The organism is Chryseobacterium lactis (assembly GCF_003815875.1).
Lineage (GTDB): Bacteria > Bacteroidota > Bacteroidia > Flavobacteriales > Weeksellaceae > Chryseobacterium > Chryseobacterium lactis.
In genome coordinates, this window is record NZ_CP033924.1 from 2955879 (window position 1) to 2972803 (window position 16925).

The window sequence follows — 16925 nt, forward strand, 5'->3', positions numbered from 1 at the left end:
AGAAATTTTTGAAGAAAATTAATAAGTGGCAGACTAAGCTTATTGTTAAGGATAATGAGTTAAATTGCTTATTTATCAGTTTTTCTAACGGTATAAACACAACCTCTTGAAGTGACTTTTATGTCAAAAAGGGTATGTTTTGGAAAATGAAATGGAGGCCGGGGTGACTTAATAATTTTCCATTCCAAATGATAGGTATTGATAAGTTTAATTTCTGCGATTCCTTTGTTGTCTTTGGAACCTAAAAAACTGTAAAATTCTGCTGTTATCTTACCATCAGCGATGCGTCCATGGATATTATATTCAGTGGTGCTGCAGTCCAGTTTTTTTCCTTCATCAGCTGTTGCACAATATCGTCCCTTAATAGAATCGTCCTCGTTTTTTAAATCTAAAACAAAATGCTCAAACATTGCTTTGTCGGAATCTGAATAGGTGTCAAAAGTCCATTGGCCTGTTATAGTTTGCCTCAACGCGTGATTTCTCATTCGTATGATGGAATCATTGAGTGTAATAGTGTCTTGAACTAAATTAAGTTGATTTTCAACCGGATCTGTATTTTTCCTGCAAGAGATGAGGCTTAAAAATAGCAATAGAATCAGGCAGCACATAGTCATTTGGTTTTATAATTAAAAAATTAGCAGAATCAATAGGTGAGACATAGATACGTTTTTTCTGCTTAAAATCATGAAAATTGGTAAGTAATTATGGCATTTCATTTCCTTTTATGTTGCTTTTTTAATAATTTTAAAGAAACATTTATTCAAAAACACAGAATCATGAAAAATAGATTTTTATACTTGTTATCTGTTCTGTTAATAACTTGTCATTTCAGCTCTGCCAAAGGATTAGTTCAAAATTCAGTGGAAGATACACTGAAAATAAAAGCAAGTTTCAATGAAGAAGACACTGAAGCTCATGAATATTTAAAAGACCGTCTGAAGCCTATTCAAACAAATTTTAAGCGAATCAATTCTATAAAAAATTGGTCGGCTGTCAAAAGCAAAAACATTGAAGGTGAATCGGCCGAAGGAGGAGAAGCCAGATTGTATTACCAAAACAAGCGTCTGGAAAAGATTATTGCCAGGCATTATGGTGAAATGGGGCAGTTGCTGGTAGAATACTATCTGCTTAACGGGAAATTATCTTTTGTTTTTGAAAAAGAATATAAATACAACCGTCCGCTCTTTTATGATCAAAAAGCAATGAAGGAGAATAATGATACAGAGGCTTTTGATTTTAAAAAGTCAGAGATCACGGAAACACGGAATTATTTTGAAAAGGGAAATTTGATCCATATTGTCAATAGTCAGGATTGTGGTGCTCCTTTCAGCGGAGATTATGTGAGGGAGGAAGAAAAAAGAATCATCGAGGATTTTAAAAGACTTCAAACAAAAATATTTTAATCCGACAACTAAGCCTTAGATTTTTTCTCACGGATCAGGCTGAGCTGTTCTTCTACTTCTTTAATTTTGGTAAGCCAGAAATTGATTCCTTCCTGATTCGTTACCGTTTGTTTAAAAGCATTGCGATTGACTGTCCATAATTTGGAACCGTTTTTCTGATATTCCAGTTCACGCTCTTTTTTATTCTCAGGTTCAATGCGGTATCTCCAGAATACCAGAGAATGCATATATTCTGAGCGAATTTTTTCCAGATAAGAAATAATAGCTTTGCGGTCTTGGGGAATATATCCGGGACCGGAACATCCACAGGAATGAAAGGTAATTCCGACTGTATATAAGTCTTTGATATGTGCCCACTGTTTATGGTCATTTTTTGCCGGTGATTCAAAATCCAGGCCCATACTGGCCATCAGATTTCCACATTCAGGACATTTGGCTTCGACAGAAACCTGTGCGTCTCTGTCTACATCTTTTAAAACCCGGCGTTTGAACGTTTTCTGGCAGTTAAAACAGGCATAATGACCTTTGTAAACCATCATGGCATATCGACACATTGTATTTTGTTTAATCGTTAGTGTTTCGTTGATATTAGTATTTATTTCAATGTAAAAATATAAAATTTTGTGGTATTTTAATAATGTAATTGTGGTATTTTAATCCTTGAGTCTCATTTTATTGAATCAAGAATAGATGAGGCTAATCTTTTTGACCCTTTTTGGTTGGAACCCGGCAGAAAAAACTACCGGAAAAATAGAAATCGACAGTATTCACTAAAGAAATACTGCCGACTTATGTAGCTTTTTATACTTATCAGTCTATTGATAATTGGGATTATCAATAAAACCGGTAAAAAATATATAGAACTACGGACTGTTTATGGGTTTGAAATAATCAATGTGGAAGGAATGTCCGAGAGCCACAGACTTTTCGTATCAATAAGGTTTTTCCAGCTTTTGCTGCTGATCAGCATCAGATCCTGGGAGTTCAAAAATTCTTTTTCAATTTTCTTTTCGTTGTATAAAGTGATGTGATTCGGGGCTACCTGTTCAATGCTTCTGATCAGTTCTTTTACTTCAATATTATGACGGATTTGTCCGGCGGCATCCAGAATAATTACCTGTGAATTATTATTGTTGATGAGTCTTTTAGCATATTCCAGCAGATAAAAGTCACTCAGGTTAAAAATCGGAACAAATACTTTATCTGCGGCATGAAAATCTTTTTCTACCAACACTCCAACAGGAATATTGGTTTTATCTAAAATCTGCAGTGTAAAATCATCAAAAGGAGAGTTGTTGAAGATGCTTCCTTTACCTTTTACGGTGTTCAGTAATTTTTCAGGGTTAATAATCTTGGTAGTGAATCCCAGTAATCGTCCGAGTAAACTTCCTTCGTACATGGATTTTCCAAGCATAATCAGTAGGAGGTCATAATGTCCTTTATTACTAATACTGGTAAGATCATTTTCTATATCGGTAGAAGCCTTGAAAAGGGTGGTAACTTCCAGATTTAGTTCATGAGATTTCTCAATAACATTTTGAAACTTTGAGTTTTCATATTCATTCGTATCATAAGCATGCATTTCGTTCACCGGAGCAATATTCATCGCCGTAATGCTTTTATTACCATTCATTTTATTGGTAAAATCATGAGCTAGTTTTAAAAGAGTGCTTCCGGATTCGGGGTTGTCAAATGATAGAAGAACACGATATTTGGAGTCGTTTTCATGAAGAGGTTGATCTTCATCTTTTTTAGATTTAAAAATAAAATTAATAAAGTCTAAAGCAGGTCCCGTCATAAATGTAGTAAACAAAGCCATAATAACAAGCATCGCAAAGATTTCGGGTCCTAAAACCCCAAGATCATAGCCGATATTTAAAACGATAAGCTCCATTAAACCTCTGGTATTCATCAGAGCACCAATTGTTAAGCTTTCTTTCCAATTGATCCCAACAAACTTAGCCGTTAATGCACTTCCCGCAAATTTCCCAACAACAGCAGTTAAAATAATAAATCCTGCAGTCATCCAAAGGTGGCTGTCATTCAACAAGCCTATTTGAGTGCGGAGTCCAGTAAAGACAAAGAACAAAGGAAGAAGAAGTACTAATGCCACATCTTCCACTTTATCAATGAATAATGTTCTGAATCTGGCATTTTCCGGCATAATAGCTCCTGCCATAAATGCTCCGAACAAAGCATGGATTCCAATGACTTCCGTAGCATAAGATGACAAGATTAAAGTAAGGAAGAAAATGGCAACCATCGGTTTGCTGATGGTGTTTTTTCCGGCCTGAAGATCTCCGATTCTTTTCAGGAAAGGTCTTACTATTTTAATCATTAAAAATACATAAGCAATTGCCATCAGGATGACGTAGATAGAACTGGTAAAAGAACCTGCTTTTACAATGGCAATAACAGCTGCCAAAATACACCATGCCGTAATATCATCAGCTGCAGCACAGGTTATAACAATAGTTCCCAGTTTTGTTTTTTGAAGATTTCTCTCCTGTACAATTCTTGCCAATACCGGAAAAGCTGTGATACTCATAGAAATTGCAATAAATAAAGCAAATGAGGTAAATTGAATACCGTCAGGGGCAAATTCACGATAAATAAAATAAGACAAACCAATTCCCAGAGCAAAAGGAATAATAATACTGGCATGGCTAATCACTACGGCATCATGAGCTTTCTTTCTTAAAACACTCAAATCCAGCTCCATTCCTACGATGTACATGAAAAGAATAAGACCTAGCTGGCTTAGAAACTGTAAGTTGCCCAGAGATTCTTTTGGGAAAAGGAAAGCTGAAAATTCAGGAAAGTACATTCCTACAAGAGAAGGTCCCAGTACGATACCGGCAATCATTTCTCCGATTACAGTAGGCTGCTTGATCTTCATGCAGATCCATCCAAAAAGTCGTGCGGTCAGAATGATGGTGACAATCTGTGCCAATAATAAAGCAAGCGGGTGATGAAGATTGGTTTTAAAAGACTCCTGAAAGTTTTCCCAGGTGGATCCTGTAGTGGTTTTGGTGATAATATTCTCTTTTATTTCTAATGTCTGACCTTCTATAATAAAGAAGTACATCAGACAGGAAAAGACTGCTATAGTTATAATGTAGAAAATTAAATTTCTGTATTTTCCCCAATTCATGATTCCAATATTTTCATGCAAAGTTGATAAGAATATAGTTATGTTAAATACTCTTTTTTTTTAAATGTAACAAATGCTTCAAAAAATGTAATAAAATGTAATATCTTAGAAATAGTCTTTGATTTGATGGGGTACATAAAATAACAGATTGCTATTTTATAAACAATTCCAGGAGAGAACTTTTGTAGGCATCACCAATCTGAAGCTTCAAAAAGTGTTCATTTTCTGTAGGGATGGTGGTAATGATTTCGTTGGTTGAAAATACTTTAATGGAAGACAACGCGATAATTTCTTTTTTGTTGACCTGTGCAAAATCTCTGGCGGGAAGCATTTCAAGGAGATTTTTAAAATTGAGATTTTTTAAGACAATCGTTGTTCCGTCATTGAGGGTAATGTCCTTATCACGACTGTCGATTTCTGAAGTTTTGATGTAAGCAATCTGCTCGGTCAGGATAATGGTTTTTCCAATATTGGTATTCCATTCGATGAAGGCTTTCTTCTGTGGTACTTCTATCTGTTCTTTAGCTTTTTCGAAAGCCTGGATTAAACGCTCTTTTTTAATAGGTTTTCTGACATAATCCACCACATTGAGGTCAAAGGCCTCAGCAGCATATTCTTTATAAGCAGTTGTAAAGATGATTTTTTTGGTTCCGGAGATCAGTTCAGCAACCTGTAGCCCTGTCATTCCGGGCATTTCGATGTCGAGAATACAGAGGTTACAATCGAGTGTATTGATTTCGTTCAGAAATATTTTAGGATCATTAAATGCCTTTACCACTTCTACGTCATCAACCTGTTCACATAAAAGTTTTAAATAACTGATAGCCAGTAATTCATCATCCAGAATAACGCACTTTATCATAAAATTCTCCTAAGTTGATTTTTAATTCTGCAGTGAAGATACCGTTTTTTGAACTTTTTTCCAGCTGATAATGAGTACTGTAAATCATTTTAAGCCTTTGATCCAAAGACTGGCTTCCGAAACCGCTTTTTTCCTTTTCCAGAATATTTTTTAATGACGATTTATTGCTGACTTTCATGGTGAAAATACCATTTTCAAGCTCCAGATAGATTGAAATAAAAGAGTCCTGAGCAAGGAAATCCGTATGTTTAAACGCATTTTCGATAAGATCGACAGAGATCAAAGGGGCAAAAACCTTTTCTTCATATACAGAATCAGACTTATTAACCCTGGATTTGATCCTGAAATCGAAAAGAGGATTGATCTTGATTTTATTGATCTCGATAAGACTTAATGCAAAATTCAGTTCCTCCTTTGGGCTTACATATTTATTATTGCTTTCATATAAAATGTAATCCAGCACATTGGCTAGTTTGTCCAGCGACATATACGTCTGGTAGGCATGAGACTGAACAGAATTGAGTATGTTTTTAAATAAATGAGGATTTAGTTTGGTGCCAATATGCTCCAGACGAACCTCATTCAGGCGCTGTTCAATAATTTTATTCGTCTCAGACAGTTTGGTATTTCTCTGTTTCAGCTTTTGATTCTGGCTGAAAAGATAAATACTCGTAGTCAGAAAAAAGAAAATGGCAAAAACTCCGATGAATATCAGGTAATCATGAATCATGTAGTAATTGCCTCCCATAAATGGTTTTTTTACTAAACTATTTAAGCTTCTTAAGACTGTTTACAGTCACCGTTTCTTCACATTTCTCAAAAGAGATTTCGTAGGCCGGATTTTTTTCCGGGTATAGTAAAAGATAATCCGGACATGGCTTTTTCTGTGCATGACTTCGGTCAAAATCTACTTTTCCCTGGGTAACAATGCTGTCTTTTACAAACTTTTCATCAATCTTGTAAGTGATCATCGCTTGTTTGGCCTCTTCAGAATATTTAAATTCTTTGGAGAGTGATTCTGCAATCACACGACTGTTGGGCAGATAACCGCTGCAGCTTGCTCCTTTTTTGTTTAAAATAAAAAATACGATCAACAGCCCCGGAATGAAGCCTATTGCATAAAATTTCAGTTTCTTCATTAGAAAATTAAAAGATTGATATCATGATACGTTAGTCCGAAACGGTCGCAGATGATCTTTTTGGTATGTCTTCCTTTGTACATATATAAGCTCTGCTTCATTTCATTTTTGCGGATAAGCATATTTTCAAATCCGCCTTCCTCATCATAATTTAAAATATAGGAAAGGAAGAAATTCGAGATAGCCTTTGTGGTGGTTCTCGGCATTCTTGAAGTAAGGTTCGGCAGTCCGCAATGGATCACGCCGTGTTTGATGATATAAGGATCTTCCATAGTAGTAAGCTCGGAAGTTTCAATTACTTTACCGTTGTCTATGGTAATATCGATGATGACGCTGCCTTTTTTCATTTTCATCACCATATCTTCAGTGACAATAGGTGTCATATTTAATCTTGGAAGGGCTCCTATTACTACATCGGCGCGTCTCAAGCTTTTGCTAAGTTCCTTCGGGTCAATAATAGAGGTAGGAACGCGGCTGTCAACCATGGTGTGAAGTCTTCTTAATTTCGAAAGTGAATTATCAAAAACTTTCATGCTGGCTCCTAAACCTATGGCTGCCTTCGTGGCAAATTCACCTACGATACCTGCTCCAAGGATGACCACTTCTGCAGGTCGTACTCCTGTGATACCACCGAGCATTAACCCATTAGATAAGGCTAATAATTCTGAGGCATACAAAATAGATACAGTTCCTGCAATTTCGCCGATTAAGCGTACCAATGCAAGTTGTTTGTATTCATCAACAATAAATTCAAACGCGATGGCATTTATTTTTTTCTCTGCAAGTTTTAGGAAATATCCTTTATCTCTAAGGTTGATCTGAAGGGCTGAAACCAAATAGGTATTGGGCTTCATAAAATCAATCTCATCCTCTGTAGGAGGGTTGATCTTCAGGATAAGATCCTGTCCAAAAGCTTCTTTAGGATCATTGGTGATCTTTGCTCCTGATTCGGAATACTGTAAATCTGTAAAAAAAGATCCTTCTCCGGCCCCTGATTCTACAATGATCTCATGGCCGTGTTCTACCAGTACCTGTACTGCGTCAGGAGTAATGCAGGTTCTCCTTTCATTAAGACAGGTTTCTTTAGGTATTCCAATACTGAATTGTTTCCCTTTTTTTATCACCTCCAATTTTTCTTCTTTCGGCATCAATTCTTCTTCTGTGAAAGGAGTAAAAATATTTGTACTCATCCTTAAATTAAATTATGTCTTACAGATTGTTATTTTACATTGTATTTGGAAGCAAAGATACATAATATTTAGTCGAATAAAACTTCTCTGCTTTCACCATTGTTCACAATACTCATTGTGTGGTAGTTGAGTCCGTACAGTTCGTCTTCATAAACCTCCGGCCACTCAATAATACAGAGAAAGGAATTATCCAGGTACTCTTCGATACCGATATCATAGACTTCTTCAATGTTTTTCAAACGATACAGATCAAAATGATATACTTTCCCCTTTGAAGTCATATACTCATTCACAATAGAATAAGTAGGTGAGTTTACTTCATCCGTACTTCCCAGGCTTTTAAGCAAAAATTGGGTGAAGGTAGTTTTCCCTGCACCAAGATTTCCCTTTAATAAAAGGATATTATGTTTTAAACTAGGAATGACTTCATCTACAATTTGCTGCCATTCTTGTAACGATTGTATTTTCATTCGTCAAATTTAAATCTAAATTATGTTTTTCAAGATAAAGTTAATTGGTAATATGATAATATTTGTTTTGGTTTGTATGCGTTTTTAATAGTTTTTGTGAATGTTTTTCCTGTTTTTATCAATAAATATGTATATTTGATTGGACACTAATTATTTATTATGAAAAACATTTACTCTGCTTTATTAATTTCTTTTTTTGGAATAACAAGCGCGCAGGTAGGAACTCTTTGCAGTAATCCTATTGTTATAAGCTCTTTACCGTATACCACTACGGACGACACAGCAAATTACGCAGACAATTATGACCCGGATCCTGATAACAGCCCCGCATGTAGTGGATCTGCGGATGAATTCGGGAATTATTACCATGGTGGAAATGATGTCATTTACTCTTACACTGCCACCTCTACCGGAACCATAAAAATTGAAATTCCCGGAGCAACCGGCTGGACCGGTTTGTTTGTTTATAACGACTGTGCCAATATTGGTTTAAATTATGCTGCCTGTGAAGGAAGTGTTAGTGATGGTGATAATATCATTGTCGACAATTTTGCAGTCACGGCAGGGCAGACCTATTATATACTGATTTCTTCATGGCCGGATCCACAAACAGTTCCTTATACTTTAAATGTAACTTCTCTTACGCTTTCCGTAAATGATGTACAAATGAAGAAGAAACAAACAGGAGTGTATCCTAATCCTGCAGGGAGAGATTTAAATTTTAAATCAGAAAAAGAGATCACATCTGCAACAATCTATACCATGGAAGGTAAAAAAATACAGACTCCAAAAGTGAATAATAACTCAATATCAATCGAAAGCCTTAGCACCGGAAGTTATATTGTGGAGTTTACAGACAGAGCAGGAACGACGTCTACCAAAATATTTATTAAAAAATAATCCTGAATTTTATTTTTAAGATATAAAAAGATCTCCGTCATGGAGATCTTTTTTGTATTATAAACTCTTATTTTCTTTAAAATAAAAATTAAACACCTAACAATATATGATGAAACCTTTTATCTCCGGCTCTCCAACGAGATCTCTCAAAACCTTACGGAATCTATATAAAAATACTTAATTTTACAGCATGATTTCCAAGCAGAGTATAGATAAAATTTTCTCAACGATACGGGTAGAAGAAATAGTAGGAGAGTACGTTCAGTTGAAAAGAGCAGGGTCTAATTACAAAGGACTCAGCCCGTTTCATGAGGAGAAATCTCCAAGCTTTGTCGTTTCACCAAGCAAGCAGATCTGGAAGGATTTCTCCACAGGAAAAGGGGGAACCGCTATTTCCTTTTTAATGGAAATTGAAAACTTTACTTATCCTGAGGCTCTTCGCCACGCTGCCAAAAAATATGGAATTGAAATTGAGGAAGATCAGCGTGAGATTTCTGAAGAAGCAAAACATGCGCAGACCGAAAAAGATCTGCTGTATAAGATTCATGAAATTGCCAATACCTACTTTCAGGAGATACTTTGGGATGACGAAGAAGGCAGAAATATTGGTTTTGCTTACTTTAAAGAGAGAGAGCTGAAAGATGATATCATCAAAAAATTCCAGCTTGGATATTCCCCTGAAAAGAAAAATGCCTTTACAACATATGCCCTGGAAAAGGGTTATAGCAAAGAGATTCTTGAAAAATCAGGATTATCTATCTTTCCGGAAAATACACCTGCAGGAGTCGACCGATTTCGGGAAAGAGTTATTTTCCCGATCCATAGTTTTTCAGGAAGAGTGTTGGGTTTTGGGGCCAGAATTCTAAAGAATAATGTCAAAACGGCGAAATATCTCAACTCTCCGGAAACAGAGATTTACCATAAGTCCAATGTTCTTTATGGATTAAACCAGAGTAAACAATCCATCTCAAGAAAGAATGCCTGTCTTCTTGTGGAAGGTTATATGGATGTTATTTCACTCCATATGTCAGGCATTGAAAATGTGGTGGCGAGTTCCGGAACTTCTCTCACTACAGAGCAGATTAAGTTGATTAAAAGGCTTACGGAAAACGTAACCATTCTTTTTGATGGTGATAATGCCGGTATTAAAGCAAGTTTCCGAAGTATTGATATGTTGCTTACTGAAGGGATGAACATTCGTGTATTGCTCTTCCCTGATGGCGATGACCCGGATTCCTTTGCCCGAAAGCATCCGCAGGAATATGTTGAAAAATACATCGAAAATGAAGCGATGGATTTTATCGACTTTAAAGCGGAAATCCTGTTAAGGGACATCGGAAATGATCCTATTAAAAAGGCAGAAGCAATACGTGATATCGTAAAATCGGTTTCCTTTGTACAGAATGCGCTGAAAAGGGAAGTATATCTTAAGGAAGTTTCCAATAAATTCGGCCTTTCTGAGCAGAGTCTTTTTAATGAACTGGATGTTCAGAAGCAGATCACGCAGAACCAGACTCATCATGTTCAGCAGCAGCAAAAAGAAAAAGCGGCTCCGAAGATGGAGATTGTTCCTCTGGATCAGGAGAAAGAAGACCCTTTTCTGTATGATGTTCTGTTTATGGAAAATAAACTGGTAGATCATATGCTGATGTTTGGCGACATCGTATTGAAGAGAAAAAATGATCAGAATGAAGAATACCAGATTACGGTTATTGAAGAAATTCTCCATCATTTTGACGAGGAACAATATGCCTTTTTAGTGAAAGAAAATGAAATTATTATCAACCAGGTAAAGGAGGGAATTCAGAAGGAAGAATTGAGAAGTGGAAACTTTTTTGTATCTTTTATGGATGAAGAAATTACAACAAAGGTTGTAGATGCGTTGATTCCTTTGGATGAGCTTGAAAACTGGGCTTCCAGAAATATCTATCCCCCTAATTATGGTGATAAAGTGGCAGATCAGATTAAAGGTGATGTTCTGCTGCACAAATACAGATATATTGACTATTTAATCAAGGAAACGGCAAAAGAACTTGATCAGCATAGTAGTACAGATGAAACGAAATACTTTGAACTGATCAAAAAGATTACTTTATTGAAACAGGCTTCCATACGATTGAGCAATATGATCGAATATTCTCCTATCAAAGGCATTTATGGAGATCGAAAAAGATAGTTTAAATACAATTTTTTGTATTCTGTGACAAAAAGTCCTATAAATTTTTAGGAATAAATATTGTAATTTAAACTTTGAAAAAATTTAAAATAATACATAATAGAAATATGGACATTAAAAAGGAATTCAGAGATTTCTCTGTAAAACATTTAGGAAATAACGGTTTGGTTACCGATCAGTATATGGGAATGTATGGCCCAACGAATCTTACTCCGTACATCATGGAAGAAAGAAGATTAAATGTTGCTCAAATGGACGTTTTTTCTCGTTTGATGATGGACAGAATTATCTTCCTGGGAACAGGTATTGATGATCAGGTTGCCAATATCGTGACGGCTCAGCTTTTATTCTTAGAAAGTGCAGACCCGTCTAAAGATATTCAGATCTACATCAACTCTCCTGGAGGTAGCGTGTATGCAGGTCTTGGAATTTATGACACAATGCAGATCATTAAGCCGGATGTTGCGACAATCTGTACAGGTATGGCCGCTTCAATGGGAGCTGTATTATTGGTTGCCGGAGAAAAAGGAAAACGTTCTGCTCTTAAGCACTCAAGAGTAATGATTCACCAGCCGTCAGGAGGAGCACAAGGAGTTGCTTCTGATATGGAAATCAACCTGAGAGAAATGTTGAAATTAAAGCAGGAGCTTTATGAGATCATTGGTCACCATTCAGGACAAACATATGAGTGGGTTGAAAAATCTTCTGACAGAGACTACTGGATGACTTCTGAAGAAGCAAAAGGCTACGGAATGGTAGATGAGGTTTTACAGAGATCTACAGAGAAAAAATAATTGATTGTAAAATCATAAAAAAGAAACGCACCAATCCGGTGCGTTTCTTTTTGTATCAAACTGTCAGTTTCATTAGGAATTATCTACGGTCAATGTATCAGTCCTGTTATCTGCATCCCTCGAATTGAAGAGGTGAATGTTCCCCTCCTCCGGAGGGGTGGCAAAAATTCAAAGAATTTTTGACGGGGTGGTTAACCAATACTTATTTCTTTACAACCTTGTGAATACTAGAGTTTTTGGCTGTTTTAATCTCAACAAAATACACTCCTGAGTGTAAAGACTGAATATTAATTCTTGCAGTTTGGGAAGTCATTACTTTTTGTCCGGTAACCGAATAAATATTTACTTCTTTCAGGCTATCGGTAGTGTCGATTTGAATAAAATCACTGGCCGGATTTGGGTAAATATTAAAAACTTTTTTATTCACCGTTGAGGTACCAAGTGTTGCATCAATCGCTTCTGTAGGGATAAATGGTCTTCTTTGTCCAAAGCTTAAGCCCAGCCAGTCATTATTTCCCAACTGGATCTGCGAAAGATCAGCTTTCTGTTGCCAGCTTGAGAGGTCTTTCCCTTTGTACAGTTTCCAGCTTTCCGATCCGGAAGTATTTCCGGTAAAACTATTAAGTGACAGGTTAGAAATCTGACCATTTCCTTCGGTAAAACTGAAATAAGAACTTTGACTTTGAATGAGTTGCAGCGCCTGTTCTGCATTTATACTTCCGTTGTATTGAATTCCAAAGACAAAAGAATTGGCATTTCCGGTGGTAGTGTCAGTTCCAAAATCAATCACCACAAGACTTTTATTACTTCCGGTTCCAATCCAGTTAGTAATCTGCGATGATTTGTACCATTGAGAACTATAAGCTGCAACAGGTACAGATGGCGGAGTATTGATAACGGTATCATCAGATCCGTAAGTCACCCCATACCAGTTTCCATCAACTAGCGGAGTATAGCCAACACCATTATTCCAGGTCATATTTTCTGCGCCGGGTCCGGACCAGGTAATCCAATAATCATCGGTAGAAGGAGTGTGATCATTATAAGTAAGGCTAAAAAGGAAGCCGGTAGGAATGTCAACAGCCATTTTAGGTTCTGCCGTTACAATAGCATTGATCATGTCCTCCATGGTTAAATTGTTGGAGTCAAAACGATATCCCCAGGCATAAGATTCTGGAGTATTATTGTCATTAAAATCAGTGACAAAATAAGCTTTTTTAGAACCTGTTCCCACCCAAAAACGGATGTCATTTTCTGTAAATTGAGCCCATAAAAACTGCATGCAAAACAGTAAGAAAAAGAAATAGATTTTTCTCATGATATAATTAAATTAAAGTTTTATTCCCGAAACTTATTAAATGGAAAAGGACTAATATCCTCAATCCTCAAATTAAAAGTTTTTCCAAGGCAGGTCTCCTGGCTCGCATCCTATACTAAACCTTCCCGGGATTTTGGGCCAGTGGTATGATGTAACTATAGGTAAAACAGCTTACAGTTGCGGGTACAGCTCAAGAATTGATATTCTCACTTGATTCCCTATTAATGAACAATGTTCAACCTTAAAACGCCGCAAATATATCATATAAATTCCGGAACCGTTTTGTGAATTATTTCTCTTCTTCCCCGAATGTTCGGATCGTTGAGTACAGTTGAAATTTTTAATTTGACTGATTGTTAATGAATTGGAGTTAAATGCTTTATTTGTTATGTTAATTTTGAGTTTTTGTTGTTTATATTGAATTCATTTTGGAGATTCTATTGTTAAAATATAATTATCATTGTATTTAAGATCAGTTTACAATCAATTTATACTTTCGCGCCATAAAAGTTAATATGAAAAAACTACTATTACCGGCGCTGGTTATGACCGCATTATTCTCTTGTAATAAAGATGATGACAATGCAAATAACCAGGATATCAATTATTCGAAGCTTCCTCAGGAGTTTGCTTTTACAAAAATGGCAACCATCAATGGAGTAGATGTGATCAATGGCGGATTTGGTTCCGGTGCAGCGGCTCATCCATCCAGGAAAGGAGAGTTTTATGTCATTACCGACCGTGGCCCGAATACAGATTATCTGAACGGTAAAAAGTTTTTGACCCCCAATTTTACCCCAACAATTATGCATTTTAAAATTAATGCCGAAGGAAATATTGAGGTAATCAAATATATTAAACTTAAAAATCCATCCGGGCAACCAATTACTGGATTACCAAACCCTGTAGGAATGGGAAGTACCGGAGAAGTTGCTTATGATGCAACAGGAAATGTCTTGGGAACAGATAAATATGGATTGGACAGTGAAAGTATTGTGGCAGCTCCAGACGGTACTTTCTGGGTTTCTGATGAGTATGGTCCGCATATCGTTCATTACAGCGCTGAAGGCATAGAAATGGAAAGAATAAGTCCGGTTGGAGTAAATACAGGAACGAGAAAACTGCCTGCGGTTTTAGCAAAAAGAAGAGCCAACAGAGGAATGGAAGGACTTTGCTTAACACCGGATGGAAGAACGTTGGTAGGTACTATGCAATCCATGATGTATGTTCCCAATAAAACTGCCGCAAAGAATACAACTTTAACGAGAATTGTGACTTTCGATACGGTTACCGGCCAGACTAAGCAGTTTTTATACAAGCAGGATGGTGGTGCTTCGGATTCTGTCTGTGATATTACAGCTTTAAGCAATACCGAATTCTTAGTGATAGAAAGAGATGGAAACTTTGGATCTCAGGGAGGAATCAAGAAAGTATACAGAATCAACATCGGCGGAGCAACCGATGTTACCGGATCTGATTTTACTGCCGTTGACGGAATGAAGGTGAATAATAAAGCATTGGAAGAATGTACCTGGGATGAACTTGCCACTGCAGGAATCAAAGCAGTTTCAAAAACATTAGCAGTAAATCTTGTTACAAAACTAGGGTATGAACATGATAAATTTGAAGGGATTGTTTATCTCGGAAATAATAAACTGGCTGTCTTCAATGATGATGACTTCGGAGTAGTAGATGACGGAAACGGGAACCCAAAAGCCAAAATTTTACCTAAAACAGGTAAAGTAGACAAAGGAACTATGTACGTAGTCGATATTCAATAATTAGATTTTTTTAAAGAAAACGGCGGAATCGAAGATTCCGCCGTTTTTATTGCATTATTGCTTGTTTTAGAGGTTTTTGTTGATACTTATCGTTTGATTACCTTTATCGTTTTGGCAATATCATTATCTGTATTTATCTTAACCAGGTACGTTCCGGATCCTAAAGAAGAAATATCCACTGTTCCTTTATTATCATTGATTGCTTTAGTAAGTATTTGTTGTCCTGCCATATTGTAGACCATAACTGTAAGAATCTTTTGGTCAAACGAAATATTTAAGTTGTCATGTACGGGATTAGGGTGAATTTTTAGATGGTCTGATGTTGTTGAAGTCTCATCAACTGCTAAGGTAGCCGTGGGGCAAGCCAGAGAAATAAGGGTATTTCTATTGGTGGTAGTTCCATCTGCTAATTGCCCGCTGCCATTGCTTCCACATAGCCAAGATGTACCATCTGCTTTGGTAACGAAAGTATGTTTCGTACCGGATGATATATTTTGCCAATTAGTCTCCGTTCCGTTTTGTGTTGGTACAAGAACGCTCGTATACATGGTACCATTACCTAATTGACCGAAACCATTTTCTCCCCATGCCCATAATGTTTTATCGGTTTTTATAGCAAAGACAGAACGCCCCCCAGCAGATATGTTTTGCCAATTGTTTCCTGTTCCAATTTGTACTGGTGAATGCTTATCAGCTAATGTTCCATCTCCGAGTTGTCCATAGTGATTATATCCCCAAGCCCAAAGGGTTCCGTTTGTTTTTGTGGCTACAGAATAACTATAACCGGCATCAATACTTTGCCAATCAGTAGCTGTTCCTATCTGTACCGGGATGGTTTTGTTTGTTGTTGATCCATTGCCTACTTGTCCATAGCCATTGTGTCCCCATCCCCATAGAGTTCCATCTGTTTTGATTGCCAGTGAATGACTATATCCAACACTGATGCTTTTCCAATTCGTTGCAGTTCCGATTTGTGTTGGTGTATTTCTGTCGATGGTTGTACCATCCCCCAATATTCCATCAGTATTACGTCCCCAAGCCCACAGTGTTCCGTCTGTTTTTATTGCTAACGAAATTCCATCTCCAGTACTTATACTTTTCCAATTCGTTGATGTCCCTATCTGTGTTGGAACTAGCCTGGAACTACTGGTTCCATCACCTAATTGCCCGGAAGAATTAAATCCCCACATCCAAAGGCTCCCATCTGTTTTTATTGCTGCTGAATAGCTGGAACCAGCACAGATGGTTTTCCAATCAGTAGCTGTTCCTATTTGAACCGGAGCCGATCTACTTGTTGTGGTTCCATCGCCCAATTGACTCAGACTATTAAATCCCCATGCCCATAATGTTCCATCATTTTTTATGGCCAATGAATAGTCATTCCCAGCACTGATTTCCTTGAAACATTGTCCATAAGAGAAACTATTTATTATAATGAAGATAAATAGAAAGCATAATTGTTTTTTCATAGATAAGTTTTATAATATTTTCCTACTCATTTAGCTTTTCGGATTCGCTTCGTTTGAATGGTTTCTGAACTCCATAAAAATGAATTTTTTCAAGATCAAATTAATTCATACAAGAAATTAGAGTTAATGAATGGATGAAATTAATGGGAATGTATTTTGGCAATCAAATATTGATGATTAATCATGAAATCTTAACTTTCTCAGTATCATGAAAGTTATTGTTGGAGATTTTAAGAAATAACCGTACAAGTTGTATTGTTGAAATACTC

General features: G+C 36.6%; 15 protein-coding genes and 1 riboswitch. Of the genes, 5 read left to right on the top strand and 10 right to left on the bottom strand.

What is annotated here, in order from left to right; genetic code table 11:
* Positions 1-68: 68 nt before the first annotated feature.
* Positions 69-485, bottom strand: coding sequence for a hypothetical protein (locus tag EG342_RS13205; RefSeq protein WP_165787497.1), 417 nt, complete (start codon positions 483-485; stop codon positions 69-71).
* Positions 486-776: 291 nt separating this feature from the next.
* Between EG342_RS13205 and EG342_RS13210 the strand changes: the two genes are divergently transcribed.
* Positions 777-1403 (top strand): hypothetical protein, encoded by a 627-nt coding sequence (locus tag EG342_RS13210; protein ID WP_246008619.1) that lies wholly within the window; start codon positions 777-779, stop codon positions 1401-1403.
* An 8-nt stretch (positions 1404-1411) separates the two neighbouring features.
* On the opposite strand, the gene EG342_RS13215 is transcribed toward EG342_RS13210, so the two are convergent.
* The 7 genes from EG342_RS13215 to tsaE all read right to left on the bottom strand — a co-directional run bounded on the left by EG342_RS13215 (position 1412) and on the right by tsaE (position 8218).
* Positions 1412-1957, bottom strand: coding sequence for a hypothetical protein (locus tag EG342_RS13215; protein ID WP_103294077.1), 546 nt, complete (start codon positions 1955-1957; stop codon positions 1412-1414).
* 320 nt (positions 1958-2277) lie between these two features.
* A complete protein-coding gene (locus tag EG342_RS13220) occupies positions 2278-4557 on the bottom strand; it encodes a cation:proton antiporter (RefSeq protein WP_103294078.1) in 2280 nt (759 codons plus the stop codon).
* 151 nt (positions 4558-4708) lie between these two features.
* Positions 4709-5419, bottom strand: a complete 711-nt coding sequence (locus tag EG342_RS13225; protein WP_103294079.1) for a LytR/AlgR family response regulator transcription factor — start codon at positions 5417-5419, stop codon at positions 4709-4711.
* Positions 5394-6167 carry a histidine kinase gene (locus EG342_RS13230; protein WP_103294080.1) on the bottom strand — a complete coding sequence of 258 codons (774 nt, stop codon included), beginning with the start codon at positions 6165-6167 and terminating at the stop codon, positions 5394-5396. The genes EG342_RS13225 and EG342_RS13230 overlap by 26 nt, the downstream gene beginning before the upstream one ends.
* A gap of 19 nt (positions 6168-6186) precedes the next feature.
* Complete coding sequence (locus EG342_RS13235; RefSeq protein ID WP_103294081.1) at positions 6187-6558, bottom strand: DUF4258 domain-containing protein; 372 nt, start codon at positions 6556-6558, stop codon at positions 6187-6189.
* Positions 6558-7748, bottom strand: coding sequence for an alanine dehydrogenase (locus EG342_RS13240; RefSeq protein WP_103294082.1), 1191 nt, complete (start codon positions 7746-7748; stop codon positions 6558-6560). The genes EG342_RS13235 and EG342_RS13240 overlap by 1 nt, the downstream gene beginning before the upstream one ends.
* A 68-nt stretch (positions 7749-7816) precedes the next feature.
* Positions 7817-8218, bottom strand: a complete 402-nt coding sequence (gene tsaE / locus EG342_RS13245) for a tRNA (adenosine(37)-N6)-threonylcarbamoyltransferase complex ATPase subunit type 1 TsaE (protein ID WP_103294083.1) — start codon at positions 8216-8218, stop codon at positions 7817-7819.
* A 159-nt stretch (positions 8219-8377) separates the two neighbouring features.
* Here tsaE and EG342_RS13250 point away from each other — a divergent pair, with 159 nt between their 5' ends.
* The 3 genes from EG342_RS13250 to clpP all read left to right on the top strand — a co-directional run bounded on the left by EG342_RS13250 (position 8378) and on the right by clpP (position 12088).
* Entirely contained in the window at positions 8378-9118 is a 741-nt protein-coding gene (locus EG342_RS13250; RefSeq protein ID WP_103294084.1) for a T9SS type A sorting domain-containing protein, read from the top strand.
* Positions 9119-9308: 190 nt separating this feature from the next.
* Complete coding sequence (gene dnaG / locus EG342_RS13255; RefSeq protein WP_103294085.1) at positions 9309-11294, top strand: DNA primase; 1986 nt, start codon at positions 9309-9311, stop codon at positions 11292-11294.
* 107 nt (positions 11295-11401) lie between these two features.
* Positions 11402-12088, top strand: a complete 687-nt coding sequence (gene clpP, locus EG342_RS13260) for an ATP-dependent Clp endopeptidase proteolytic subunit ClpP (RefSeq protein WP_027373257.1) — start codon at positions 11402-11404, stop codon at positions 12086-12088.
* Positions 12089-12290: 202 nt separating this feature from the next.
* Here clpP and EG342_RS13265 read toward each other — a convergent pair whose 3' ends face one another.
* On the bottom strand, positions 12291-13406 hold the full coding sequence (locus EG342_RS13265; RefSeq protein ID WP_103294086.1) for a T9SS type A sorting domain-containing protein: 1116 nt from the start codon (positions 13404-13406) through the stop codon (positions 12291-12293).
* Between the two features lie 71 nt (positions 13407-13477).
* A riboswitch (cobalamin riboswitch) is annotated at positions 13478-13665 on the bottom strand.
* Between the two features lie 256 nt (positions 13666-13921).
* Here EG342_RS13265 and EG342_RS13270 point away from each other — a divergent pair.
* Positions 13922-15187, top strand: coding sequence for an esterase-like activity of phytase family protein (locus tag EG342_RS13270; protein ID WP_103294087.1), 1266 nt, complete (start codon positions 13922-13924; stop codon positions 15185-15187).
* A gap of 86 nt (positions 15188-15273) precedes the next feature.
* Here the strand turns inward: EG342_RS13270 and EG342_RS13275 are convergent, their stop codons facing one another.
* Positions 15274-16656 carry a T9SS type A sorting domain-containing protein gene (locus EG342_RS13275; RefSeq protein WP_103294088.1) on the bottom strand — a complete coding sequence of 461 codons (1383 nt, stop codon included), beginning with the start codon at positions 16654-16656 and terminating at the stop codon, positions 15274-15276.
* Positions 16657-16925 lie beyond the last annotated feature (269 nt).